Below are 25,265 nucleotides of genomic sequence, written 5' to 3' on the forward strand. Positions count from 1 at the left end.
CTTGGAGCAGAATGCCACCGGCAGATCGCGCCGCAACCAGGTCGGAGCAAAGCAAAGAACGCTTCCAGACCTTCTTGGGGTCGCGAGGAAGGCCCGAAGTGCAAGCTTAGGGCAGGGGGAAGCAGTCGGTGGGAATCGTTGCGAAAGCGAGCCGCTTGTGGCGACGTCGCTGCTCTTTCAGGCTGGCACGCGGTCGCTCTCGAAAAGCAGGCGACGCAGGAACGATCTCCTCTTTCGCGCCGTCTTTAGCCGGATCGCGGATCCTCCGAAGCGAGCGACCACCGGCAGCGCAGCGGAACACCGGCGTGGCTCGTAGTCGGAGAGCTGGTGTTAGACGAATTGTGCGCGGGCTCTCGATCCTTTTCGTGGGGGACACGTGCGACGATGTGCGGCGCGGAAATCGGCCATGATCTCTGTTGAGGCCAGCGCGATCGGCTTCTGGGAACGTGTTCGCGGTGACCTCGTCTCGTCAAGACTGGACTCGTAAACGATCCGGAGGACGACATGAGCTCGGGCATTTTTACCCTGTTCTTCGCTTCATTTGAGTCTCAGCGTGGAACGGATCGCATTGTCAAAGACGTTTATCCGCATTCTGCAATCACAACTGGTCCCTTGAGCGACCGCCTCGGGCGCAAGGGCCTGATCGTCGCCGCGTCGACTGACACCCATCTGGCGTCGGGCTTCCGAGCGGTTGTCCCCTGGACCGAAGAATAGACGATCTCATACGCTCGGCCGGCTTCGAACTGACGCTCAAAAAACCGGGGGCCCCACATCTTCACATATATATGAAGGGCGCGTCCGGCCCGGTGATGCCGCGGCGTTTTCGCGAAGACGGGCGCAGCCCCCGCCCGCGGAATTTAGCCAGGCGGCCACTCAAATCCGCGATATCATTGCAGAAAAATACAAAGAGCTCCGACTCCCATCGGGACTATTTCCAGGCGATAGTACTTCTCTTTGAATTTGCCGCCTTCCCAGCGTCCAACATGTCCAGCACGGGACAGAGAGGCGCCAGCTCGCCGGAGCAACTGGCGACCGTCAGGGCGAGGATGCGTTCGAGCTTCGCAAGATCCGCGAGCTTCGCCCGCACCTCATCAAGATGCGCCTGCGCAATCGCCTGCACCTCGGCGCAGGACCCGCCCGCCGGCGCGGCGAGAGCCAGCAGGGCGCGGATGTCCTCGATGCCAAAGCCCAGCTCGCGGGCGCGGCGGATGAAGGCCAGCCTGCGGACATGCGCTTCCTCATAGGCACGATGACCGCTGTTCGTGCGCGCCGGTTTCGGCATCAGCCCGATGCGCTCGTAATAGCGCACGGTCTCCAGATTGACGCCCGCTGCGGTGGCAAGTTTTCCGATGGTCAACGCCTGCATGATCGCGAGAGATTTCCTCTTGCACCCGTGGCGACTACGGGGTGCAGGATACGCCAGCCGTGGAGGAAGAGCGAGCCATGACGATTAAGGATGCGATCCAGGAGACAACGCCCCCGGCGCCCTCGACCATGTTTGCGACGCCGCAGTGGCTTGCTGTAACGGGAATCGCAGGAGGGCTCCTTGCGGTTGTCGCCTCTTCATGTTGCGTCATCCCGCTTGGTCTCGCCGCGCTTGGCGCCGGCGTGGGAATCGTGGGCAGCCTCGCTTTCCTCTCCGATTGGCGCCTCCACTTCCTCGCTCTCAGCCTCGCCGGCGTCATAGGAAGTTGGGTGACATGGCGGCGCAGACAAGCGACCGCTTGTGTTTCGGCGTTGAGCTGCGCGGCGGCGAGCCGTTCGCGCGGGACCTTGGCCCTTCTGATATGCGCTTCCATGGTGGTGACTACGGCGGCAGGCTGGGGCTATATCGAGCCGGTTTTGCTCAAGCTGACGCGCGGCCGCTGATGCGATTGCTCTCCACGCTCACCTGTCCGTTCTGCGGCCATCGATCGATCGAGACGATGCCCACGGACGCCTGCCAATTTTTTTACCTGTGCAAAGGTTGTGGCGCCATCCTCAGGCCCGAAGCTGGAGATTGTTGCGTCTTTTGCTCCTACGGGGACGTGTCAAGAATCAAGACAGCATAGGCGAACTGCCCCTTGTTGTTGGGGAGACGAGAACATAACCAGTTAATGACCAGACTGCGCAAAATCCGAACCGAACCGGCTATCCGCGTCTCTGCGAAGACAGCGCAGATTGTGTTGTCGCCCAGTCCGGGGCCGAGATCGGATCCAAAAAACTCCCGGACTTTTTTAGGATTGACCCGCCTCTCCGTCTGGCGCTGTTGGGGTTCGCGGAAGGCCGCAGGGAAGGGACATTCGGACGGCACTCTCCGTGCCTATAGAATCCATAGGGTGTCGTGTCGTCAGCCTCCCGCGGACCGCCTTGGGCGCGCGCTTCGGGCAAATTCTCCCGGCTGAGGGCCACCTCCTCCGGTTAGCCGAACCCGAAGAAGTCAACGCAGCGTGGAAGGCGTGGTCCTGCATCGTCCTCAAGCCGCAGGGGCTTTATCCGACCCGACCGGCCACGGGGGCAACAAAGCGACAAAGCTGAAAGCGATTGCAGCAGCGCTCAAGGGTTGTGACGACGTCATTTTGGCCACCGACTGTGACCGCGAAGGCCAGTTGATCGGTCAAGAAATCCTCGAACATTTCGGCTATCGCGGACGAGTTCGAAGAGCCTTGTTCACGGCGCAAGATCCGAAAACGCTGCAGCAAGCCTTCGCTCGGTTAAAGTCGAACGCAGAGATGCGCCCGCTCTATGAAGCTGCGGTGGCCCGCCAGCAGGCGGATCAGATCTTCAATCTTTCACTCACCCGCACTGCGACGAAGACTTTAGTCCCGCCAGGGGCGCGCGGGGTGATCGGGATCGGTCGAGTCAAGACGCCGACGCTGGCGATTGTCTGTCTGCGCGAACTGGAGATCCTGAACTTCCGGCCCGAAGACTATTTTGAAATTGTCGTCGTGGCGACCGTGGTCAACGGCGAGTTTTTAATGCGCCACGCGCCTTCCGCGAAAATGCGCATCAAGGATCGCGGCCAAGCCGAAGCGATCACGAATGCTGCGCAGGGGTATCGATGTCCGCTTAGTGTTTCGGTCGAAGAGAAGCGACAGGCGCCGCCTCGACTTTTCGACCTGCCGTCCCTGCAGAAGACCTGCGGCTCGCGTTGAGGCTGGACTGCGGATAAAACGCTCGCTGTCGCGCAAAAGCTCTATGATGGCGAAGGTAAGCGCGCAGAAGCTCGTCACCTGAACGAAAACCAGATTGGTGACACATCGGCGATCGTCGCCGCACTCACTCGCTTACGTGGCTTTGCTCAACTGGAAATCGCTTCGCCGGTGATTCGTCGCGGGAAATCTGGCCATTTCTGCGACAAGGCGCTCGAAGGCGTTTCTCACCATGTCGTCGTGCCCAATATCAATGTTCTTGATGATTTGGAAGCTCGCCTAGCGCGCCTGACTGACGACGAAAAGCGGTTGTTTGCTTTGATTTGCCGCTCCTACTGAGCGGCTATAATGCCGGATTATGAATATCGGCAGACTGTCGTCACCATGTTGGTTCCTTTGCCAAGCGGGGCCGCGGCAGAGTTTCGGGCTGTTGGCCGAGTTCCTCTACGCGTCGGGTGGAAAGCGGTCTATCAGGCGAGCCAGTCAGAAACGGAACCAGAGACAGAGCAGACGCTGCCGCCCCTCGATGACGGTGATGCGGCAATCCTGTCGGAACCTAGGGTGGAGGCGAAAAGGACCCAACCTCCGCCGCGTTACAACGAAGGCACGCTTGTGGACGCCATGCAAAATGCATGGCGTTTTATCGACGACCCGTCCTTGCGTGACCGGCTCAAAGAAGCCAAGGGCATCGGCACCCCCGCTACTCGAGCGGAAATTATCAAGGGCCTGAAGCGTCAGAACCTTGTAACCGCGGAAGGCAAACTGGTGTTGCCAACCAGTGCGGGACTACAGTTGTTCGAGCTTTTGCGGGGTTCAGCTCCTGCGCTTGTCGATCCTGGCACAACGGCCTTATGGGAGATGCGTCTCGGCGAGATTGTCACCGGGAAGACAGACTTTCGCGTGGTGATCGACGGCATCGCGGCCGCCGCGAATGACTTCATCGAGGCGTTGCAGAAGCAACCGATCGAAACGGCGGATTTGATAAGTTCGACGCAGGCGCGTCGAGGCCCGCGACGCCGTCGCGGATCGAATAGCCGCGAGCGCGGCACAAAAGACCTCAGGCAGCTTCTGAAATCTCGTCGGTCGAAAAACAATCGAGCATCGACGGAGGAGCGCCCCGCCTCAGTCGACAGCAATCCAGCCGTGGGAACTCGACACCGGAAGGCGCCTACCGCGAAAATGGTGGCCTACGCGCAGACACTTGCACGCAGCAAGAAGGCGGCCTTGCCGGACGGCTATCAGCACGATTTTGATGCGTGCAGGCGCTTTCTCGATGAGCATACAAAATGACACACCGCAACTACGCGGGAGGTCCTTTGGAAGCGCACGCCACTGGCAGCCTGTCGGTAGAACAAAGCTCGGTTATTGGAGAGGTCGATAAGTAACCCGACCTCCCCAATAACCGGAAGGCAGGGCTCAGGATTTTGGAGTTCGTAGATCTTAGCCGGAAGTCTTTTTAAGATTTGACAAGTAGGCTGTGGCTCTGGCAATCGTCGTAGCTGCGTGCTTTTCGAGCATCTGCAAAGATCCGCCGATCTTGTTCGCGTAGCGCGGTATTTCTTGGAATGTTTTTTCCGTAGGAGTAAATGACCTGAGCGTCTCAAAGAGTTTTGATGAATAGCCAACGAGCTGGGACTGAAATTTGCCTGATTTCAAATTAGCCGTCGCCGCTTCAAGCGACGCTCCGGCAAATTCCAAGGATGCGCTGATATATTTGCCTATCTCGATGACGACGGGCGTCATTTTCCCATAGGTTTCCTCTGTTAGCCGCGATTATTCATGAAGCGAGAGGTTGGAGGCCGGCGAGCATGGCATAGAGCGCTGATACGGCGTAGGATTTTGGTGTCTAAGCCAACCTTACGCGCATCGCGCGCCAGCCACGCCCGCCAATGACCGACACTACGATTCTACCGTTCTCGTTTCCAGCCGTAGGGCGCAAGAAGCTCACAGCCGATTTTGATGGCGACCGCCTTACTTCCGATGGCGGCGTCATGCTGCTGGCGATGGCCGAACGCCGTCTGGGGATCGCCGATAGGCTTGCTCGCTCGTTTCCGGACCGGCGGGATCCGTCCCGCATCACGCATACGCTCGCCGACATGATTCGCGCTCGCGCCTTCGCCATCGCCTGCGGCTACGAGGATGCCGACGATCTGGACAGCCTGCGTGTCGATCCCGCGTTCAAGCTCGCCTGTGGCAGATTGCCCGAGACCGGCGCCGATCTTTGTTCGCAGCCGACGCTGTCGCGGCTGGAGAATGCGCCTTCCCTGAAGGACGCGATCCGCCTGACCTACGCGCTCGTGGATCAATGGATGGCGTCTTACGCGCGCGAGCCTGCGTCTATCATTCTGGACATCGACGACACCTGCGATGTCGTGCATGGCCACCAGCAGCTGTCGCTGTTCAACGCGCACTATGACGAACGCTGTTTCCTGCCGATCCATGTCTACGATACCGAACGAAGCCGTCCCGTTGCAGTCGTCCTGCGACCCGGCAAGACGCCGTCTGGCGGCGAGGTGCGTGCGCATCTGCGGCGTCTTGTGCGGCATGTTCGCAAGTGTTGGACCAAGACCCGCATCATGTTCCGCGGCGATGGCCATTACGCCCGGCCGGTGGCGATGGCGTGGTGCGAGGATAACGGCGTCGATTACGTCTTCGGGTTGCCCGGCTCGAACCCTTTGTCGAAGAAAATCGATGAGGCCGCCGATGCAGTTCGCACCGAGCGCGCCATCTCCGACAAGCCGGTGGTGCGCGATTATGCCGAGACGCGCCACAAGGCGAAATCATGGAACCGAGAGCGACGCGCCGTCGCCCGCATCGAGGCGACGACGCTCGGCCTCGATATTCGCTTCGTCGTCACCAATCTCAAACATGGCTCGCCCGAGTGGGTCTACGACAGCCTGTATTGCGCGCGCGGACAGGCCAAGAACCTGATCAAGTTGCACAAGACGCAACTGGCGTCTGATCGCACCTCCTGCCGTTCCGCCGTCGCCAATCAGGTGCGTCTCGTGCTGCACACCGCCGCCTATTGGTTGATGCTGACAGTGCGCGACGCCATACCTAAGGTCCGCGATTTGGCGAAGGCGGAGTTCGCGACGCTGCGGCTCCGGCTGATCAAGATCGCGGCCAGAGTCGTCGAGACGACAAGTCGCGTGCGCCTCGCTTTTGCCGCTTGTTGCCCCGAAGCCGATCTGTTCCGGGGATTGTCTGGCGCGCTCGCCCCGCTCGGCCCCTGATCGGCAGGATATCTACTCCTTCGCCGATCCGTCCCCTCCAGCGCGTAATAAACAGTACCGATCCTCAGGCGGCGAAAAAGACGAACGCTGCCGCACGCCCGAAATCAGCGGCGCTCAAGAACCGCGCACAAAGTCTGTCGTCATGAATAGGTCGGGTTAGTATGTTCGCCCTGAAGAGCGCCTGTATTCTCGCGTTCAAACTCGTGAGTTCTCTTTCGAGCTTCCAGTTGGCGTACTCTTGCAACCTCAGTTCGCGTACCGCACTCGCATGCAGGCGACGCGTAACCTCCAATTCGGATTCGAGCTTTTTGACATGATTTGCGATGGCGTCAACCATTCGAAAGGAGAACTTTCCGGCTTCCAGATCAGCTAAGGCCGCGTCGATTTTCATTTCGCTAGGCATGTGTGATCTTCTCCGCCGGTAGCTGCTGCCTTGTGCGGCGCACAATAGCCGCTGCATCAAAGCCGGTAAAGGAGCGCTTGTTCCGAACCCGCGCACATGCTTGGCCCGGACGTTGGTCAAACACGGTTCACGAAAACGCCATTAGCTTTCTCTACGCCCGCACTGGCTGCTCTTCGTGAACCGAATGCGTAGCCTTTGCAGATTTTAAGGAGAATCCCATATGATGAAGCGGTTTATACTCGCTACCGCGATGGCGCCATTTCTCGCCTTTGGAATGCCATGGGGCGCTTACGCGACGCCTGAGCATTCTGAAGAACAACACGAGATTTCGGCCGAAGATAAAGCCGCCTTTACTGACGCACATATCGCCGCGCTAAAGGCTGGATTGAAGCTGACGCAGGCGCAGGAGAAGAATTGGCCGGCGCTAGAAGCGGCTCTTCGTGACGTCGCGAAGGCGCGGGCAGCTCGCATGGCTGAATGGCATGAGAAGGCCAAGGAGCGGCACGAGCATCCCGACCTGATCGAAAATCTCCGCCAAGGCGCCAAAGCCATGACGGCGAAAGCCGGGGAGATGGAAAAGATTGCCGACGCGGCTAAGCCGCTATACGACAGCCTTGACGACACTCAGAAGCGCCGCTTCGGCATGCTGTTGCATATGATGATGCGAATGCACGGCCATATGGAGCACATGGGCCACATGATGCATGTGGAGGGACATTCGGACACTGGCGAGTAAGCTCTGACTAGGCCGACGAAAAATTCGGGGCGCTCAAACAGCTCCGCCATCAAGGGAACCGGCTCATCATCGTTCGTGGTGGGCCGCTCCTGTGTCTTACTCCTCCAGCTAATTTTTGTTTTTGACATAGGGGAATCGAGGTAAGTTTGTTCGTTTTGCTTCCTGAAAGCCTATGCGGCGGAAATGACGGAGGCATTTCGCTGTTGATCCTCTCAGGCGCGCCGATTTCCTCCGCTCAATCACCCGCCGGCGCCTTTGCCGTCTGACGGCGGCCACCCTTCGCCGGCGGTGCTTTCTTGCGCAACTGGCCAAGCCCCGAGCGCGTCGCCAGCTCGGAACGCTTCGCCGCGTAATTCGGCGCGACCATGGGATAGTCCGGCGTCAGGTCCCACTTCGCCCGATAATCATCTGGCGTCATGCCCAACGTCGCCAAATGCCGCCTTAGCGATTTGAATTTCTTCCCGTCATCCAGGCAGATGAGATAGTCCGGCGTGACCGAGCGGCGGACGGGCACCGCCGGAGTCGGCTTCTTCGCAGGCGCGCTTGTCGGTCCGCGGCTGGAGAGGCTCCCCAGCGCGGCGGCCACGGACGCGATCAGCCCCGGCAGGTCCGCGACAGCAAGCGAATTATGCGAGACATAGGCGGCGACGATTTCGGCTGCCAGCTCCATTGAATTGACATCCGCCGCACCTTCAACCTGTGACATATCAACCTCCCAATCGGCAATCTGAGTCTGATACGCGCCTGTTCATGGCGCGTCGAGGCCATTTGCCGATTTTGAAGAAATACAGCGGGTGGACGACGCAGATCTCCCCGCCTCCTTTTCACCCGCAGTGTGTATTCCAAGAACCGCGTGAGAAAGCTACAGGGGGTGCTGTAAGGGGTGGCCCGAGGCCAGGGTCCCAGCCGATCAAGCCTACGAATTTTCGCTGAATTCGCCCGAGGGATTGGCGCCAGGGGGCGTGCGGCCAAGCATTAAGGCGTGGCCCGGACGGAGACCTCGCCGGGGTTGCGCGGCCATTCCGTGATGCTCACGGCGCGAGTATAAGGCTTCTCGGCACGCTGGCGCTTGGCCGCGGGTTCCCGCCTGCGGCGACGCCTCAGAAGTCTGTTTGAATCTGGAGATTGTGCGCCGCTGATATTTCTACAGGGCCTTGCGGACGTGTTTAATTGCCGCTTGCCCTCAGCGCACAAGAAAAACCGGAAACGAAACCGGTCGATCTCATGCGTTGAAGCCGAATGGTGGCGCGGAATACTCGCGACGCCGCTGGTGACGCGGTCGCGTCAGGGACATCAAAACCCTGTTGATGAAGGCGCTAATGCCCCGGCAAGCGTCTTTATGCTACGAACGGGAACGCTCTCAAGCGAACGGGGTCGGTCAATTCCATGATCTCGTTGGTCTGCCGTAGCAGCGTCGAATAGCGCTCACTGGCGAAACGTGAGTTCAGCTCGATGACATCGCTCAAGGACGTCACCTGACCGAACGCGGAGAGGAAGTCGAAGATCGCGGCGACGTTCTCATTGAAGAGATCGTAAGTTTTTAGCTGCCAAGCGCTCACATTGAAGCCTTCGTCGGAGTTTGCCGACCCTGGCGATTTCAAGCAGGGTGGCGGCCCACCTGCCGTGGCGGCGATGCTCACCGCAACTGATGTGGCCTCGGCAGGTTCCACAGTAACACCCTCGGCGGTTACAGGTCCGACCACAACCGACTCAGCCGCCTCAGGTGCGAGGGCTACGGCCTCGACGGGCATGTCCTCGTAATCCTCGACGATTTCTGCCTGAATCGAAAGGGGCGCCGGGTTGGTTTTCGGCCGCGTTCTTCCTCTGATTTTTTGGTTCATAGCTATTTCTTTCATTATTCGTCTCGGCCAAATCCAAAGTCAATATGGACCAGCACATGCTAATCATAGAACCGCTTCTGCGTTTCATTGATTGCAAAGAGCCCGTCCCAATATAGCAACGCTCACCATGATGCGTGCGTTTTCGACGAACCTGCCGGGCATCGCCTTTGAAAAGGGGCGGCGCCCGACGCTTGGTCTGCTGCGATAGTTCTCTCAGCCTATGCCTTGGTCGGCTTGAAAGCTTCCTGAGCCAGCTTCGAATAAATTTCGCCAATCTTTGTGGCCTGCGCGAGGAAATCTTCGTAGGCGGATTTAGCGAAGTCCGACTGGATCCGAACCGCTTCGTCGATTGTCTTCACGGCAATCAGCTTTTCAAAGAGCGCGCGGCTCATAATACGTACACATGGGCGGAATTATTCAATAGCTACTTTAACAAATGTTTTCGACCCGTGCGTAACCGAACGGTTTGGCACAGGGGGTCAGAGCGATAGCGAAAAACGATAATGCGAGAAAGCGGCCCGCCGATAAGCTCCAAACGGCGGGCCGCCCCGGCAATGATGGCCGCCGGCCTGAGGCGTAGGGGATTTTCTCGGCCGGCGACTTGGCGCGCGTCAAATATTGGCGCGCCGAGATCGAAATAGGCCCCAGATCGCTGCGGATAGGAGCCACGCAACCGGTTTTCGATGGCGCCAGACGCCAATCTCGGCCAAAAAACACACGGAGGAAGGCTGGCCCGCGCCCGGCGCGCATTACCTCGCAAACAGACGGCCGACGCTAGCTAACCCTCGCGTTCGGCCGTGAGGGCGGTCCGTCGTTTGACGAGCCGGTCGGCAGCGAGCCGCCCTCGACACCCCGGCCGCCGGTCGCCCGCCCACCCAGCGCGAGGAGCCCGCAGAGTTGGGGCGTCGCCGCTCGCGTCCCGCGCCCTATCTCCCGCGTGACGGCTGGACTCTGCCAACAGCCGGCCGTCGGGGCGGCTCGCTCGTTGGACCTGGGGCGAGCCGCCCATCATGGCCGAGGTCGAAATGCTCGCGGTCCCCGCGCGGGCGTGGGCTAAGTAGCGCCCGACGAACTGGACGGATGTAGTTGCTGGTATGCGGCGCTTTCACGCGGGCAATCGAAGATATTTATGGATCGATAGGATCGACAAATAATCGAGCTGACCCATTCAAGAGGCGGTGGGGAGGGAAACATGACTGAAATCTTCGCTCTTGTCGGCATTCTAAGCCTTGGAACGATTTCCGGGTCTATCTTTCTACTTGTTCAAGTTTCGCGCTCCCGAAAATAGAGCAGCCTCGCGCGCGCCGGTCGGGAGGGCTTTTGGCTCTTTCGTTCAGTGGAAGGGACAAGAACAGAGAGGGGCGGCTCGCCGGAGAGCTGAACCTGCGAGCCGCCAGCCGGACGCAAATTTGAGGGGATCGCATCTCGGCCGCGCTATGAGGTCTGAGGGGCGAGGCCAGATTGCGGCGCAGTGTGAATAGACTGTTGCGCCATAGACATGCGTGGAGTGAGGATGCGGCAAGGCTGGGGCCATGGCGACCTCGGGCGTGAGATTATAGTGCAAGAGCAGCTTCGATTCTTCGTGAGTCTCTTCACGAATGGAGCGCTGCTATTTTAGGATATCTGAGAGTGAAGGTAGCAATGGGAGAAACCATGATAGTACGGTTCGTGATAGCGAAGGTGAGGCAGAGAATTACCTGCAAGACCTTTTAGCAAGGCCTGAATATCGATCGATGGACGAGGTGCAAATACGGCCTCAAGAATATATCAAGGCGGAAGAACTTAAGACGTTTTTTCTAAAAGGGCTGCCGAAATTTTGAAGGGATATAGCCAAAGAACAAAATGATTTGGAGGGGAGGGCGCTTTTTGGGTCCCTTTGATCCCTCAAAGGTCCCGAATATGGTAAAGGTTGCGGCTGACGATCTTTCGTGGCGCGCCAGTGACAATCTTTGACCTACTCGAAACCTACTCAAAAACTACCCATTTCCCGCCCTTGACATGCTCAAGGCCAAGCGAGCCATGTCCGATAACCCGGGATATTTGACATAAGACGAGGCGGAGAGGGGTAAATTTTCTCCCCCGAAAATATTATTTTTCGGACCTATGCAGATGGCTTCATCGAGCGCACAATACTGGTCAAGCACACGAAAGTGGAGGTGACCAATGGAGACAGTGGCAGCAATCGAGGCCATCATCCTGAAGGAAGTCCGAGATGGTCTAGAGCTTGACATGCTGACGCCCACGGAGCGACTTCACCTGAACGTCGCCCAGTTGGCGCAGAAGATCGCCGAGGCAGTTTGGCTAGTAAATGAGCCGGCGCGGCGCACATGCGCCACGGAGCGAGCGCAAGCATAAGGACCCGCCCGGTCTCTGAGAAAATTCCAGTAGCGGTAAAAACGCCGAGACGATTGAAGCTCGGCTCTGGCTCACGCCCGGCGCTGTCACGGCGGCTTGATCCTTCGCATTCGGGAAGTGATGGGGCGAGGTCGCGGCTCACAACGACCGCCGGTGGCGGCATGGGTTCCACGATGACGATCTCGCCGATGAGTCACTGTCTAGGTTAAGTTCATTTTCTCAGTATTTCAAATTGCGGAATGGTACGCTTTTGGACTTTCCACACGAAAATGCAGTATGACTCCGCCCGAATTCCTCGAAAATGACGAGATCATGGGACGCCTCGAGACGCGTCTCGGTAAAATCCACGCGCGACAGCGTCTTGGAATCGAGAAGGATCATGAAGCGCAGGTGTTCGGCCAGGGGCTGACTTTCTTTCACATCGAGAACCTTCTGTATTCGCGTGCGCTGATCGAAAGCGTGTTGCGCGTGACCGGCATGTATTGACTCGGACGCCGTAATGCGGGCCGCGTTCGGCTCTTGACCAATGAGGTGGTGAGCGGCCGTCTGCTAGAAGCATTCGACGGATTCACGCTTTTGCACTTGAGCGATCTGCACGTCGATCGAAGCCCGCGCGCCATGTCCGCCGTCAAAGATCTCATCCGCGATCTCGATTATGATCTCTGTGTCTGGACCGGCGACTATCGTGGCGAAACCTATGGCGACTTCCGCTCATGTCTCGAAGGGCTTTTTAGACTGCGCGAAAATATCTCCACTGACGTTTACGCCGTCTTGGGAGACCATGACACCGCTCTGATGGTTCCCGACCTGGAGGCGATGGGTGTCAAGGTTCTCCTTAACGAGAATGTCGCCCTCGCGCGCAACAGTACCCGCATTTATCTCGCCGGCGTCGACGACGCGCATTTCTACCGCGCCGACAATATCGAAAAGGCCGCGGATATCCCAAACGACGCTTACGCGATCCTTCTGTCGCATACGCCTGAAATTTACAGGCAGGCGGCGCATGTGGGCTTCGATTTGCTCCTGGGCGGACATACGCATGGCGGTCAGATCTGTCTGCCGGGCGGTTTTCCGCTAACGCTCGATGTTATTCTGCCGCGACGCATGGGAAAAGGCGGATGGACATACGCCGGCATGCGCGGCTACATCAGCACCGGCGCCGGCGCCTCTATCGTGCCCGTGCGCTTCAATTGCCCCCCGGAGATCACCCTGCACCGTTTGATCAGGGGTTGAGCGCCAATCAGTAAGGCCGCTCGCGAATACCAAGCACATAAAGTATCCGCGACAAGAAAAGCACGCCGATGAAGAAGAGCCCGACCACGGCCGCCGCCTCCGCGGCAGTCAACGACATGGCGGTCGCGGCGTAAAACGCGGGCAGGAGCGCCTCGGGAAGCTGATCGAGGCCGACCGCCCGCGCGCTCGACGCAAGCGCAAGGCGCCGCTTCAGGAAGCTGGAGAAGAGATCTCCGGCCATGGCTAGCGCGGCGATCGCCGCGCCGCTCGCCCAGGGCAGGCCAAGAAGATGCGCGCCCATGGCTGTCGCCGTGAAGCTCGCCGCAAGACCCCGAACGGTTTTCGAGCGGCCAAAAAGCGGTTTGCCATCGCGGAACAGCGCACCCCCGTCAACTGGCCATGCCAGGCGCCTACCCATGACCCGCGTCGCGAGAATGGGCGCGCCATTCGCGATGACGAGAAGGAGCAGAACCTGCCAGATGATGTCGAGTCTCATGCCTGTCTCCGACGGTGCGCGGCCTCGTCGCTTCTTCCTGGCCGTTTTAGTTGGGGCCGACGGCGCGTTTGAGATTCGGTCCCCATGCTCCAGAATGATCAAATCCGAACACAAGTCTTGATCTCCGAAGCCGGAGACTCAGGCTCGCGGTGGTCCCCCGTCCCGAAGAGGTTCTTGCGAGAGCTTACCTGTTTTTTGCCGCATCGTCCGCCAGCCGCACTCAGGTCAAAGATCAGCTTCACGCTTATTGACGCTGCGAGTCCGTGTGACGACTTTTACTCTCTGTTCCACCCCTGAAAATCAATGAGGGCTGTGGGGACGTTGCGGACCTCGGAATTTCATTTGCGAATTTCATCGTCCCGCCCGATGCGGCCGATACTCGCAAGTGTTTCCTTATATAGCCTCCTCATCAAACTCAGCACCTCCGCCTCAATCAAGGGCAGCGCCTCCTCGGGAGTCATACCGTCAACGTCGTGCACATGCCAGTATTCGATGCGCGAAGGATCGCGTGTCGAAACCCACTCCGGGAACCGCTCGCCCATCAGAGGAAAATGCTCGGCATATTTCAGCGCGATGATATCGTGCGCCGCATCGAGGTCGGCGATTTGGACCTGCAAGGGCATCCGCGCGCACTCACGATCAAAACTCACTCCCCTTTGTTGAAGCGCGCTCGCCGTTGCCTTTGCAATCGGGCCGATGTTGCCGCTGCCAAGGTCGACGGCGATTCCGCGCGACTTCGCTATCCAACCCGGACATTCCCTAGGAGCGCGGAAATTGAACAGCTCTTCCGCGAAGCGGCTACGGTAATAGTTTCCAGTGCAAAGAAAGAGCACGGTTTTCATGCGAGATCCGTCTTCATCGATCGGATGACTAAGCCTCGATTTGAGGGCGCTGGACAGGATCGCCTTCGAGTGTCTCCCCAAGTCTAGATCGAACGGATGGAAAGGTATACCGAGGCGCTGGGAGAGATCGAAGCAGCAATCGTCGTAGCTGCGATTTTGCAACGAGGCGACGAAATCAAGAGCGCCGGCGGCTATCTGCGTGTCTTGATCAGTAAAGCCAGGGCAGGGGAGTTCTCGATCGGTCCAGTCCTGATGGCTCTTATCCGAGGCAGGAAGGGAAAAATCGATCGGAGACGTGCCTGATGGCGCGGGTTCGAGAAAAGCGACGCGAAAAGCGACGCGCTTCTTTGGACAGATCATCGGACACTTTCGTCCAGAGGCTGCAAGTCGCGCGGCGCGACCTTTGTTCTCGAAGCCGCGATCGACAAGCTCGACAAATATCATCTCCCATCCTCGACGACATCGCCTATGTCGCCAAGGACCAAGCCGAAACCAGCGTCCTCTTCGAGCTGATCAGCGCCCGCCACGAACGGCGCTACCTGCTCATCACCGCAAATCAGCCCTTCGGCGAATGGGGAAAAATCTTTCCGAACCCGACGCTTTCATGGCGCCTCCTTTTTCGAACGCTTCATGCGCTGCGCTCGAGCGGCCTTGCAGTAAGGGAGCTGCGAGGATTGCTCCCTATCTGGGAGACACTCCCGCCATCGACCCACGCAGCTCTTCGGTTGACCTGACTGGCGTGAAAAGGGGAGGGTGAGAGAACCGGAGTGAACCACCTACCGGGTGCAATATTCCTTGCCGCGCAAGGCTTTGCCATCTAAGGCCCCCTTGGGAAGCAGCCGATCTACCTAACGCAGTTAACAGCAAAAAGTGCAGAGGGCTCCAATAGCTAAGCTTATCCTTTGAACAAATAGCTAAGGTAGCGGCAGGTTCAACAAGCGGCATGATATGGCGGGTAAGGCAAGGCCCCGGCCCCTGCCAACCCTGCCTTTGAAGCTACCAAAGGGCCTTTTAGCGCGATTACGAACCATATTTTCGTGGCGAGGTACCTCAATAGCTCAATGATAGCCACACCCTGCCCATAAGCATGACAGCCTATGGCCAAGGTTCGGCACGTTCGGGGCCATGTCATCGGCTCCGAACCGTTTCGACGTTTTACCTGAGTGCAGCATCCCACCCAGGTTGGGCGAGCTGCTAGAAACCGGAGTTGCTCACCCACCTTTTTCATCGCGCGCCGCAGTGTAGATCAGGAAAAATCCACTGAACGGATTTCATCCTCACTCTCCGCGCCGGAGGGCCGCGCATTATACTGAAGTTGATGGGTTTGGCCGATGTAACCTCCGTCGGCTAAGCGGTTCTCGGCTGGTTTGGCGAAGCGCGTTCCTTCAGGTTAGGATCACGAGCGACCTGGCGGGAGTCTGAGGAAAGAATCAGTGAAAAAGATTAAAACTGCTACAAGGCCCGCCCAAAAGAAAACGCCCGCAAAAAAGGAAAGGGCCAGGTGGATCTCGCTCTCGACCTATTCAAAAATCTCGACCTGTTAAAGATGCTCGCTCCCTCGGGTCTTGAGTTGTTCGGCGTAGAGGATCCGGTTGATCAATTTTCCGAATATCTAGAGGCTTGCAGTCATCGCACTCTCGATGACGACGAGAAAAGCGAATTATTGGCTGAACTCCTTGAGAGTTTGTCCGAGCTTAAAATTGATTCCAACGGTGGTGATCCGGACGCCCGCGATAAAATTCAGGCAATCTATGACTTGTTAGACGATGCGATTGAGGGCCATTTGCTGCAAGTGCCAGATCTGATGATGATGGGCAAAATCCTTTCTGACGCCGGATGGGTTATTCCCGACAGCTTGAAGCAGGCGACAGCTAAGGCGCTTGAAGCTTCCCCGCCGGAGATGGAAGGCGACACTGAAGCCGACCTTGTATCATCCTTGCTGGGAGTAGCCGATCAGGCAGGCCAAAATCCGTTCGATGTCTATGAGTATCTGAATTCCGTCTTGGCCTGCTTCCCGCCAGAGGCCGCTGCGATGTTGCTGTCAGTGCTCATCGTCGCAAACAATGCCGTCGTTAATCAGGCCGTCGCAGGGTTTCTCTTGCATCGCGATGCTGCCATCGCGCAGTCAGGCGCTGGAGCCTTGGCTGCGTCCGCGAGCAAAAACCCAGTTCAAAGCTCCCTAATTGAGCGCCTTGTTCGTATGCGCCCGTGGTTGCCGCAGGATCGGCAAGCTCACATCGATACGGCCATAAAGGCCATGCGCCTGAACGCCCTCCCTCCCGAAAAAACAGAGCTGCCAAAAATCATCAAATGCTATGCGTCGGTCTGCGACGGCTCAGGTACAAGAAGCCTGTTTGTCACACGGAGGATCGGCGGCCACTACCAAATAGCCGCCGTCATGATGAAGCCTGCGGGTGTTGCTGATGCGATGGTTATCTCGGAGCTACCGAAATCTGAAATGGACGCAATTGTTCGTGAAATGAAATCGTCCCTTCCTGTGATGGAGATGGATTTAGCCGGGATTAGCCGGTTGCTGGCCTTTGCGATTGCCGACAACTTCACTCAAGAGACTCCCCCGCCGTTCAAATTGCTCGAGGTGGTGGAGAGCCTTGGTATCGGCCCGCTGCATCCCGATCATGCTCAGGCAGAGGAAATCATAAACTGTCTCCTGGCTGGTCTCCCGGCCGAACAAACAAATTCGACAGCCGTGGCAAAAGCTCATGCAGATATTTACGACAGCGAATTTTCTTATCACTGGTTCGAAGCTGGCGAGGTTGTGGAAGCCCTGCTTTACCCCATTAAAAGCTCCAAACAGCGTGTCGCCAAACTTTTGAAGGTTTATCTGCCTGAACGACGGGTGTTTTGGGCACGGCAATGTGCGATTTCCGCCCTCGTCATGCACGGCGATGGAAAAGCCCCGGATGCGTCCTGGAAACAGTTGGCTCTGGTCGGACGCGACATTGCTTCGGACTTGCCGCTAAATCAGATACCGCTGATGAAGAAAATAGCGGAGGCTTCAGTGCAGGCATTTGAACAGCGATTTTAGCCTGGAATTCGCAAGGTGAGGCTGGAAGGTTCAAAGAGGGATATGAAAAGCTTCGATAGCGCTAATGTCGATCGACGGAGGCGCGCCAGTTCTTTCCAGTTCTCTGGAAGTTGCATGCCACTCGTTACATGGTACACTTCCAAGAAGGCCGCTTCGATCGGACTAGACATCCAGCCATGCCGGACGTGTAGCCGAGTTCATCGGCGACGGTGCAGAGGGCAGGTTGCCCCTGCGATAAGCGCAGATTATCGGACATCAAAACGACAAGACAAGCCCGGCGGTTTTTTCGCAAATACGCATGACAAAGCGCCGCCGCTGGCTCAAGATTCTTCCCATGCAAGCGCTTGATTCGCTCTTCACGTCCGCGCCCGTTTCCGCCCCAAAGCGCCTTGCCCGTGCGCGTCGCGCCGCGGCGGCGTCGGCTACAAAGATTATCGAAATTCAACCGCTTCCGCGCTGGACGCGACCTCAGGACGGGGAGCGGCAGGCGGCGGCGTTTTTCGCCGGCGCCGGCCTCGCGCTGTTCGATGCGATGCTGCGCGGCGGCGCGGACGGCGACGAGCCCGTCTTCGCTGGCTGTTTGCGTCAACGGCTCGCGCTGCGCGCCGCCGAATCCAGCGCAGCGATATGCCGACTGCGCGAGGACGCGGCCGCCTTGCGCGACGCCGAACATCTTTCGGGCGGCGGGGAGATCAGCCCGGCCGGGCGGCTGCATCGATTGTTTTGATTGTTCGCGGCGCATCCGGCTCGCATTGACGCGGCGAGCCTCGCACGCGGCGGCGCAGCGCTCGGCTCGTGCGAGATCGACGCCGGCGCCATTGCCGCAGCCTTAAAGGCCTGCGTGGCCGAGGCGCCCGATCCGCTCGCCGCGTCGGCCCACGCTACCGCCGTCGCCATGGAACTTTACCCCGCAGCGCCCGCCAGCGACGCGGAGATCTTCGCGCTGTGGGCAGCCGATCTCGCTCTGGCGAACCATCTCCGCTGGGCGCGGCCGGTCCCTCTGCTTGCCGTCGCCATGGCGCATCCCTCGCTCAGGCGCGGGGCAGGGGCAAGGGAAAGGGCAGGCCGGCCCGGACCCTCGGACGCGGACTGGCCGGCGGCGGTCGCTCGCGCCTATGGCCTCGCGGTCATCGACGCCCATGCGCTCGCCGTCGATCTTTCGCGGCGGGCGAACAAGCTTCTCGCCGTCGCGCCGATGTTGCGCGCCAAGGGGGCGCGCCGCGTCGTCGACATGTTGCTCGCCGACGACGCCGTCACCCCCGCGGCTGCCGCGTCCCGCGCCGGCCTCTCTGATCGCGCGGCGCGGCGTCTATTCGAGCGGCTCGTCATGCTCGGCGCCGTGCGCGAACTCACCGGGCGCGAAACCTTCAGGATTTATGGTCTATGAGTCGCGCCAACGCCGCCCGTCTTGATCGCGATCTCTCCGACCTGCCGGAGGGGATGCGCTGGCGCGAATGGATGGGGCGCGCCGAGGCCGCGATCTTCGCCTCTGCAAAGCCTGTTTCCCGCGAGACGCTCGCCGGGCTCGTCGGCGACGCCTGCCGGCTCGACGCGCTCATCGCCGACATCAACGAGGAGCTGAAAGCGCGCCCCTATGAGATCGTCTTCGTCGCCGGGGGCTATCAGTTTCGCACGCGCCCGCGTCATGCAGAGACGCTGCGCGCCCTGGCTGGGACCAAGGACGCGGGGCCGCCGTCTTTCACCCGGCTCGAAATGCTGGCGCTCTCGGCCATCGCCTATCAGCAGCCGGTCACCCGCGCTGAACTCTCGCGTCTCGTCGGCCACGACATCAGCCGCGACATTCTCGGCCGGTTGAAAAGCCTCGGCGCCATCGCGCCCGGGCCCCGGGCCCCCCAGCCCGGCGCGCCCATCGCCTGGGTGACGACGCAGCGCTTTCTCGAAATGTTCGCGCTCGGCAGCCTGCGCGATCTGCCCGATCTCGACACGCTGGGCGCCGCCGGCGGGGGGGAGAGAAATCGATGACGAGATTGAAGGCGCCCTTGACGACGCCCTCGGGCTCTTCGAGACGCCAGGCGCGCGGGACGATGATGCACTCACTGAGACGGAGTGGGAGGCGTGACGGGACGAAACTCGATCAACCGATGAAGGCGCGCCCGCCCTGTAAGATTTTTGCAGACCTCGGGAGACTGCGATGCAAAGAGACCCTGCTTACGCCCGACGCCAGGTCCTTCGCATGTTTGCATCAGGCATCGCGGTCTTCACCGCCTGGGCGAGGGCCCTCGCGGTAGACAAGCTTGCAAAGAGCGACGTCGATTATCGAGGCCGCCCGAAAGGCAGGGAGCACTGCGACAATTGTCGGGTTTGGGTTCCGCCTGACTCCTGGAAATCGGTGGAGGGAGAGATTTCTGCGAGTGGCTGGTGCAATATCTGGCGGCCAGCCGTCGTTCGCGGGCCGATCATTCGCCAGCGAAGCGGTTGCGGTGACTTTCTTCCCCAAGAGGTTTACAATGACAAAAACGCCCATGCTTATCATTTACGCGCTTGCCGCCGCCTTCCTCTTTTATTGGCATTGGCAGCACGTCCTTGACGCCTTGCCCTTCCTCGTCGTGCTGGCCTGCCCACTGATGCATCTCTTCATGCATCACGGCCATGGTCACCACCACGGGACGCCGCCCCACGATACGGAAAAGCGCGATGCTTAGCTGAGCCGTTGGCGCCTAGCCCGGAGGTATGACCATGAGTCACGAACAGCATCACGATCATTCCGGGCATGGACGCTTTCACGGGCATCAGGGACACCCTCACACGCCCACCCCTGAGCAGCCCGATCGCGCCGGCCTCAAGCAACCCGCTCGCCTCGCTGCGGAAGGCATTATCTACACCTGTCCCATGCATCCGCAAATACGGCAGCTTGGTCCGGGCAATTGCCCGATCTGCGGCATGGCCCTGGAGCCTCTCGTTACGACGGCAGAGGAGGCCCCGAGCGCCGAGCTCACCGATATGACGCGGCGTTTTTGGGTTGGGCTTGCCCTTACTGTTCCGGTCTTCGTCCTCGAAATGGGCGGCCATTTTTTTAATCTTCACCATTACCGGCCGCAACTGTCGAATTGGGCGCAATTCGTCCTCGCCACCCCCGTGGTCCTTTGGGCCGGTTGGCCCTTCTTCGTGCGCGGCGCGCAATCGCTCGTCACGCGAAATCTCAACATGTTCACGCTGATTGCCATGGGCACGGGCGTCGCCTGGGTTTACAGCGTCGTCGCCACCTTTGCGCCCGCGCTGTTTCCGCCGGCCTTTCGCAGCCCGGATGGTTCGGTGCCGATCTATTTCGAGGCGGCAGCCGTCATCACGGTGCTCGTGTTACTCGGCCAAGTCCTCGAACTGCGCGCCCGCGAGCAAACCGGCGGCGCGATCCGGGCGCTCCTCAATCTCGCGCCGGTGACGGCGAAGCGCGTCAAACAGGACGGGTCCGACGAAGAGATCGCACTCGACCAGGTTCATGCCGGCGACCGGCTGCGCGTGCGCCCCGGCGAAAAAGTGCCAGTCGACGGCGCGCTTCTTGAAGGCCGCAGCTCGGTCGACGAGTCCCTGGTCACCGGCGAGTCTATGCCCGTGACGAAGAGCGTCGGCGACAAAGTCATCGGCGGGACGCTGAACCAGACGGGCGGCTTCATCATGCGGGCCGACCGCGTCGGCGCTGATACGATGCTGTCGCGCATCGTCGACATGGTTGCGTCCGCCCAGCACAGCCGCGCCCCCATTCAGCGCCTCGCCGACCAGGTTTCGGGCTGGTTTGTGCCGCTGGTGATCCTGGTTGCCATTCTCGCCTTCGCCGCCTGGGCGGTCTGGGGGCCCGAGCCGCGCATGAGCTATGGCCTCATCGCGGCCGTCTCGGTTCTGATCATCGCCTGCCCCTGCGCGCTTGGCCTCGCGACGCCGATGTCCGTCATGGTCGGCATCGGGCGCGGCGCGCAATCTGGCGTGCTCATCAAAAACGCCGAGGCCTTGGAGCGCTTCGAGAAGATCAACACCCTTGTCGTCGACAAGACCGGCACGCTCACCGAAGGCAAGCCGAAAGTTACGGCCATCCGCCTCATTGCCGGCGTGACGGAAAACCAGCTTCTGGCCGTCGCCGCGAGCCTTGAGCGCGCGAGCGAACATCCGCTCGCGCAGGCGATCATCGAAGCCGCCCTTTCGCGCGGCCTGCCGCTTAGCGAGGCCTCAGAGTTCGATTCTCCCGTCGGAAAAGGCGTGCAAGGCCGCGTCGGCCAGCAATCCGTCGTCATAGGCAACCAGCGCTTCCTAACCGAGCTCGGCATCGAGACGCGCGCGCTCGACAGTGACGCCGAGCGCCTGCGCGAAGACGGCGCCACGGCCATCTTCGTGGCGATTGATCGTCAAGCGGCGGGGATCATCGCCATTGCGGACCCCATCAAGGAGACGACGCCCGAGGCGCTACAAGCGCTGTTTAGCGACGGCGTCTCGGTCGTCATGCTCACCGGCGACAATTGGACTTCGGCGCGCGCCGTCGCGAAACGGCTGGGGATCAGCGAGGTCGAAGCCGAAATCCTACCCGAGGATAAGAGCAAGGTGGTCGCCCGTCTGCGCCAGGCTGGGCACATCGTCGCCATGGCGGGGGACGGGGTGAACGACGCCCCGGCCCTCGCCGCGGCCGATGTCGGCATCGCCATGGGAACTGGAACCGACGTAGCAATCGAGAGCGCCGGCGTAACCCTGCTCAAGGGCGATTTGCGCGGCATCTTGCGCGGCCGCCGGTTGTCGCGCGCCACCATGCGCAATATCCGCCAGAACCTCTTCTTCGCCTTTATATACAACGCCGCCGGTGTGCCGCTCGCCGCCGGCGCGCTCTATCCCGCTTTTGGCTTGCTGCTCTCGCCTACGATCGCGGCCGCCGCCATGGCACTGTCGTCGGTCAGCGTCGTCGCCAATTCGCTGCGCCTGCGCGAGACTGAGATCGAGCCCGCCAAATTACGCGAAATGCCGCCTTTCCCGGGGATCACCTAAGCCCTTCGGACCGGCTAATCGCGCTGTATCTGTTCGATCACGTAGCCGCCCTGCGGCGACTGCGCCGGAATGGCTTCATGGGTAATCTGAAGCTGATGATCTTCTTTGTTGACGGCCTTGATGACGCCCTTTCCGATCGCCTTCTCGGCCGTGAAAAGGATCGACGCGGGCCAGCACGGCGCTACCGATATCGTATCCCGACAACGGATACCTAAATTAGGCTCGATGGAGGACAAGTATCTCTATGCCGGGTTGATTCGGGTCCACGTTCTTCGCCATGCGGTGAAAGAACCTATCTATGGCCTCGCCATGATCGAGGAACTGAGCATGGCTATATCATCAGCCCCGGCGCGCTTTATCGGTCCTGCATGGGCTCGAAGAGAAGGGCTACCTCGCCTCGTCCGAGGCGAGACTTGGCAGCACCGCGCGCCGCGTCTATCGGGTGACGCCCGACGGACGCAGGGCACTGATTCGGGCGAGGCTTCCTGACGCCCTCGCCCGAGGGATTTCCCAAGCTTGCCGCGGTTCATCGACGGCTCGGGATTTACGCCTTAGCTCCTCGCGGCCAGATGCAGAGTGTCAAGGCCTGCACGCAACCCATGCGCTAGTTTGATCGCGTCATCATTCGCCCAGAAGTGGACGAAGAACAGCCTGGGTTCGTCATCCAGCATGTGATTGTGGAGCGCGGTGACCTCGATTCCGTTGGTCTGCAAGGCTTTCAGCAGGGGCTCTACTTCCTTGCCTTCGGCGACGAAATCCCCGCTGATCGCTGCCTTGCCATCACCAGTCGGTTGGAAGTTAATGCCGATTGCGGTCCCCATGGCCGGAGCGACAGCCATTCCGCCTGCCTTGATATGCTCAGCCCTCGGGACGCTGAATTGATAGATCCCGCCGTTGTTCTTCCCCGCTAAGCCTAGCGCCTCGTCGACTTGCGCCGTGTCGAAACTCAGTTTCGGCGATTCGCCAGCCGGCGCCGGCGAAGCTTCGAAAGGCGTTTTCGTTTCGGCAAGCGCGTCGCGAACGATCCCAGCCAGTTTTGCCGGATCGCCGCGGCCGAAGATATGCATATAGTAAGTGGCGGGAATAGTGCGCAGCAGATGGTTGTGAACGCCCGTCACGGCGACGCCATTGGCCAGCAGCGAGCGCATAACAGGCGTGACCTCGGTCTCGGTCAGCACGAGGTCGCCCATCATCATCTCGTTGTGACCCACAGGCTCGAAAGCGATCCACCCGCCCAGCGCTAGGCCTGGCTTGACAGTGACGCCATCGAGAGTGACGTGGAGATCGCTGCGCGGCAGACCGTATTTATGGACCGTGTCCATAACACCGCCCTTCTTGCCGATCGCCGCGTCAACTTGTGACCAGTCCATTTCTGCCGCGAGAGCAGGCGCCGCAATGAGAACGCCGAGCGCAGCGAGCGTGGTGAGAGCTTTTTTCATTGGTATTTCCTTTCCGCTGAGTGCCGCCGCGAGAAAAAGCCGATCCCGCCCAAGCAGCGGGCTACGAGGGTTTCGAGCATACCCTCCTGGAAGCAGAAAGACCGCTGTCGCGACGGCTGCCTTAAGAGCGAAGCGCCAGAAGTCCATGGTCGCGACCACGGGCGCTTCAAAATCACCCCCTACAGCCGCCCAGCAGGACGGTCTTTCGAAAGATACCGCACGGACGGCGAACTGAATGGCGGGGTTTTGGCATAGCGCCCGCCACGGCTGTGATCGCGGCCAAGGCGTCCGAGAAACGCCTTGTTGGCGTATGTTCTTTCGATGTAGGGCTCGCCGAGGAAAATCCAGAGGAAACAGCCGGCAAACGTCACGGGACCACCGAGAGCCGAAGACGAAGACGATCAATTGCGATACTATCAGGAGCGGGTCACGCGCCGTTTCCGCTATCGCGAGCCCATTGAGCATCTCGGTGGGCGTCGGCCCTGACTCGGCCGCCTGCTGCGCGGCGTGATTAAGAGGCGCACAGGGGTCAGAGAAGCCAACGGCCGGTCCCTTGAGTGAGGAAAAGAGCGGTGCGGAGCCATGCTAGAATTCTCAAGAAGGCGTCATACACAGTCGCCTCGTGGGGACGGAATTCAAATTCAAACGAATGCTGAATGCCCAGGTGTGAAAGGGTGGCCGATGAGAATCTTGGGAAAAATGGGTGATCTGGGCCGATGCCTTGCAATAACCTTGCTGCTGTCGGTCGCCAGCACTCCTACGCATGCGGAGACGGTCGGGGTGCGCGGCCACAGTCGCGCCGGCGAGGGTGAGACGCACCTTGTCCTCACCTACAAGGCGCCGATCGAGAAGCGGGTTGCCTTTCGCAAATATATGGAAGGCTCCGGCGTCACACAGTTCGAGGAGTGGAGGAGCAGGGGCGTATTCGCGAGCTACCAAATTCTGTTCGCGACGCAGGTCAACGAACACCTACCCGACATGTGGGCGATCATCGACTTTGCCAAGTTCAGCGACATCGCCAAATGGCAGGCAATTGAGCGTGACTATCCGGGTGGGCTTGCGCCGGAAGGGGTTGCTCTCGGCGCGCCCAAGACCGACATCTACGCCAACCTCGTTTGGCAGGGCGGAACGACAAAGGCCGACCAGTCCAAGTCCCTCTACATGATTATCCCATACATTTCCTTAGTAGCCGGCGAAAAGTACGAGGACTTCGTCAACAAATATGTTGTCCCGCAGCTGAACGGCTGGGCCGAGTTCGGCCTAATGCCGTCCTACGCCATTTATTTAAATCAGAACCCGACCAACGCGCCGTGGCAGTCGCTGCTGGTGCTCGAATATGATGGAATACGCGGGATCGCGCTTCGCGACTCTCTCAAGGGAACAATCCGCGCCAAGCTCGCTAACGACCCCGGCTATACACAATATAGCGAGATCAAGACGACGATACGTAAAGAGCTGGAGCCCGCCACCTTTGAAGTCATCCTGCCACATTAGCAGTGGATGAAGTGTTTGAAAATTGACCAACCT

General features: G+C 59.7%; 26 protein-coding genes and 2 pseudogenes. 18 read left to right on the plus strand and 10 right to left on the minus strand.

Annotated features, from left to right (window positions below; translation table 11 throughout):
* Positions 1-504 precede the first annotated feature (504 nt).
* The gene (locus WOC76_RS20530; RefSeq protein ID WP_341102290.1) at positions 505-714 is read left to right on the plus strand and encodes a hypothetical protein; all 210 of its coding nucleotides are present in this window, start codon (positions 505-507) and stop codon (positions 712-714) included.
* A 214-nt stretch (positions 715-928) separates the two neighbouring features.
* Here the strand turns inward: WOC76_RS20530 and WOC76_RS20535 are convergent, their stop codons facing one another.
* Positions 929-1,366, minus strand: coding sequence for a MerR family transcriptional regulator (locus tag WOC76_RS20535; RefSeq protein ID WP_341387450.1), 438 nt, complete (start codon positions 1,364-1,366; stop codon positions 929-931).
* Positions 1,367-1,443: 77 nt separating this feature from the next.
* Between WOC76_RS20535 and WOC76_RS20540 the strand changes: the two genes are divergently transcribed.
* The 5 genes from WOC76_RS20540 (at position 1,444) to WOC76_RS20560 (ending at position 4,421) form a co-directional block, all read left to right on the plus strand.
* Complete coding sequence (locus WOC76_RS20540) at positions 1,444-1,869, plus strand: mercuric transporter MerT family protein (RefSeq protein ID WP_341102286.1); 426 nt, start codon at positions 1,444-1,446, stop codon at positions 1,867-1,869.
* On the plus strand, positions 1,869-2,051 hold the full coding sequence (locus WOC76_RS20545; RefSeq protein ID WP_341102284.1) for a GDCCVxC domain-containing (seleno)protein: 183 nt from the start codon (positions 1,869-1,871) through the stop codon (positions 2,049-2,051). Before WOC76_RS20540 ends, WOC76_RS20545 begins: the two co-directional genes overlap by 1 nt.
* Before the next feature lie 378 nt (positions 2,052-2,429).
* Entirely contained in the window at positions 2,430-3,134 is a 705-nt protein-coding gene (locus WOC76_RS20550; RefSeq protein WP_341102282.1) for a DNA topoisomerase, read from the plus strand.
* A gap of 168 nt (positions 3,135-3,302) precedes the next feature.
* Positions 3,303-3,470 (plus strand): hypothetical protein, encoded by a 168-nt coding sequence (locus tag WOC76_RS20555; RefSeq protein WP_341102281.1) that lies wholly within the window; start codon positions 3,303-3,305, stop codon positions 3,468-3,470.
* Between the two features lie 9 nt (positions 3,471-3,479).
* Positions 3,480-4,421, plus strand: coding sequence for a DNA topoisomerase (locus WOC76_RS20560; RefSeq protein ID WP_341102279.1), 942 nt, complete (start codon positions 3,480-3,482; stop codon positions 4,419-4,421).
* 150 nt (positions 4,422-4,571) lie between these two features.
* Here WOC76_RS20560 and WOC76_RS20565 read toward each other — a convergent pair whose 3' ends face one another.
* Positions 4,572-4,874: a hypothetical protein gene (locus WOC76_RS20565; protein ID WP_341102278.1), complete on the minus strand. Its 303-nt coding sequence runs from the start codon at positions 4,872-4,874 to the stop codon at positions 4,572-4,574.
* A 146-nt stretch (positions 4,875-5,020) separates the two neighbouring features.
* Between WOC76_RS20565 and WOC76_RS20570 the strand changes: the two genes are divergently transcribed.
* Positions 5,021-6,364: an IS1380 family transposase gene (locus tag WOC76_RS20570; RefSeq protein ID WP_341102276.1), complete on the plus strand. Its 1,344-nt coding sequence runs from the start codon at positions 5,021-5,023 to the stop codon at positions 6,362-6,364.
* A gap of 64 nt (positions 6,365-6,428) precedes the next feature.
* On the opposite strand, the gene WOC76_RS20575 is transcribed toward WOC76_RS20570, so the two are convergent.
* On the minus strand, positions 6,429-6,767 hold the full coding sequence (locus WOC76_RS20575) for a hypothetical protein (protein WP_341102275.1): 339 nt from the start codon (positions 6,765-6,767) through the stop codon (positions 6,429-6,431).
* A gap of 220 nt (positions 6,768-6,987) precedes the next feature.
* Between WOC76_RS20575 and WOC76_RS20580 the strand changes: the two genes are divergently transcribed.
* Positions 6,988-7,503, plus strand: coding sequence for a Spy/CpxP family protein refolding chaperone (locus tag WOC76_RS20580; protein ID WP_341102273.1), 516 nt, complete (start codon positions 6,988-6,990; stop codon positions 7,501-7,503).
* 235 nt (positions 7,504-7,738) lie between these two features.
* Here the strand turns inward: WOC76_RS20580 and WOC76_RS20585 are convergent, their stop codons facing one another.
* The 3 genes from WOC76_RS20585 to WOC76_RS20595 all read right to left on the minus strand — a co-directional run bounded on the left by WOC76_RS20585 (position 7,739) and on the right by WOC76_RS20595 (position 9,736).
* Positions 7,739-8,209: a MucR family transcriptional regulator gene (locus WOC76_RS20585; RefSeq protein WP_341102271.1), complete on the minus strand. Its 471-nt coding sequence runs from the start codon at positions 8,207-8,209 to the stop codon at positions 7,739-7,741.
* Between the two features lie 631 nt (positions 8,210-8,840).
* Positions 8,841-9,344, minus strand: coding sequence for a hypothetical protein (locus tag WOC76_RS20590; protein WP_341102270.1), 504 nt, complete (start codon positions 9,342-9,344; stop codon positions 8,841-8,843).
* 218 nt (positions 9,345-9,562) lie between these two features.
* Positions 9,563-9,736 (minus strand): phasin family protein, encoded by a 174-nt coding sequence (locus tag WOC76_RS20595; protein WP_341102268.1) that lies wholly within the window; start codon positions 9,734-9,736, stop codon positions 9,563-9,565.
* Between the two features lie 2,239 nt (positions 9,737-11,975).
* On the opposite strand from WOC76_RS20595, the gene WOC76_RS20600 reads away from it, so the two are divergent.
* Positions 11,976-12,185 carry a hypothetical protein gene (locus WOC76_RS20600; RefSeq protein ID WP_341102265.1) on the plus strand — a complete coding sequence of 70 codons (210 nt, stop codon included), beginning with the start codon at positions 11,976-11,978 and terminating at the stop codon, positions 12,183-12,185.
* Positions 12,186-12,233: 48 nt separating this feature from the next.
* Complete coding sequence (locus WOC76_RS20605) at positions 12,234-12,932, plus strand: metallophosphoesterase (RefSeq protein ID WP_341387499.1); 699 nt, start codon at positions 12,234-12,236, stop codon at positions 12,930-12,932.
* 7 nt (positions 12,933-12,939) lie between these two features.
* Here WOC76_RS20605 and WOC76_RS20610 read toward each other — a convergent pair whose 3' ends face one another.
* Both WOC76_RS20610 and WOC76_RS20615 read right to left on the minus strand, forming a co-directional pair.
* Positions 12,940-13,428, minus strand: a complete 489-nt coding sequence (locus WOC76_RS20610; RefSeq protein ID WP_341102260.1) for a CDP-archaeol synthase — start codon at positions 13,426-13,428, stop codon at positions 12,940-12,942.
* Between the two features lie 338 nt (positions 13,429-13,766).
* Entirely contained in the window at positions 13,767-14,270 is a 504-nt protein-coding gene (locus tag WOC76_RS20615; RefSeq protein ID WP_341102257.1) for an arsenate reductase/protein-tyrosine-phosphatase family protein, read from the minus strand.
* Between the two features lie 114 nt (positions 14,271-14,384).
* Here WOC76_RS20615 and repC point away from each other — a divergent pair.
* The 7 genes and pseudogenes from repC to WOC76_RS20650 form a co-directional block, all read left to right on the plus strand.
* Positions 14,385-14,573, plus strand: a pseudogene (gene repC, locus WOC76_RS20620) (replication initiation protein RepC); the annotation flags it as partial.
* A complete protein-coding gene (locus WOC76_RS20625) occupies positions 14,573-15,004 on the plus strand; it encodes an ATP-binding protein (RefSeq protein WP_341102254.1) in 432 nt (143 codons plus the stop codon). The pseudogene repC and the gene WOC76_RS20625, both read left to right, overlap by 1 nt.
* 767 nt (positions 15,005-15,771) lie before the next feature.
* Positions 15,772-17,316: a hypothetical protein gene (locus tag WOC76_RS20630; protein WP_341387452.1), complete on the plus strand. Its 1,545-nt coding sequence runs from the start codon at positions 15,772-15,774 to the stop codon at positions 17,314-17,316.
* A 334-nt stretch (positions 17,317-17,650) separates the two neighbouring features.
* Positions 17,651-18,703, plus strand: a pseudogene (locus tag WOC76_RS20635) (DUF1403 family protein).
* On the plus strand, positions 18,700-19,299 hold the full coding sequence (gene scpB, locus WOC76_RS20640; RefSeq protein ID WP_341431577.1) for an SMC-Scp complex subunit ScpB: 600 nt from the start codon (positions 18,700-18,702) through the stop codon (positions 19,297-19,299). Before WOC76_RS20635 ends, scpB begins: the two are co-directional and overlap by 4 nt.
* A 485-nt stretch (positions 19,300-19,784) precedes the next feature.
* The gene (locus WOC76_RS20645) at positions 19,785-19,979 is read left to right on the plus strand and encodes a DUF2933 domain-containing protein (protein WP_445730556.1); all 195 of its coding nucleotides are present in this window, start codon (positions 19,785-19,787) and stop codon (positions 19,977-19,979) included.
* 28 nt (positions 19,980-20,007) lie between these two features.
* Positions 20,008-22,299 carry a copper-transporting P-type ATPase gene (locus WOC76_RS20650; RefSeq protein ID WP_341387454.1) on the plus strand — a complete coding sequence of 764 codons (2,292 nt, stop codon included), beginning with the start codon at positions 20,008-20,010 and terminating at the stop codon, positions 22,297-22,299.
* A gap of 14 nt (positions 22,300-22,313) precedes the next feature.
* Here the strand turns inward: WOC76_RS20650 and WOC76_RS20655 are convergent, their stop codons facing one another.
* Both WOC76_RS20655 and WOC76_RS20660 read right to left on the minus strand, forming a co-directional pair.
* Positions 22,314-22,535 (minus strand): hypothetical protein, encoded by a 222-nt coding sequence (locus WOC76_RS20655; protein ID WP_341102242.1) that lies wholly within the window; start codon positions 22,533-22,535, stop codon positions 22,314-22,316.
* 315 nt (positions 22,536-22,850) lie between these two features.
* A complete protein-coding gene (locus WOC76_RS20660; RefSeq protein WP_341387455.1) occupies positions 22,851-23,738 on the minus strand; it encodes a DUF1259 domain-containing protein in 888 nt (295 codons plus the stop codon).
* 699 nt (positions 23,739-24,437) lie between these two features.
* Here WOC76_RS20660 and WOC76_RS20665 point away from each other — a divergent pair.
* Positions 24,438-25,232: a hypothetical protein gene (locus WOC76_RS20665; RefSeq protein WP_341102237.1), complete on the plus strand. Its 795-nt coding sequence runs from the start codon at positions 24,438-24,440 to the stop codon at positions 25,230-25,232.
* The last annotated feature ends 33 nt before the right edge of the window (positions 25,233-25,265 follow it).

Origin of the sequence: Methylocystis sp. IM3 (assembly GCF_038070105.1) — a bacterium.
Classification (GTDB): Bacteria; Pseudomonadota; Alphaproteobacteria; order Rhizobiales; family Beijerinckiaceae; genus Methylocystis.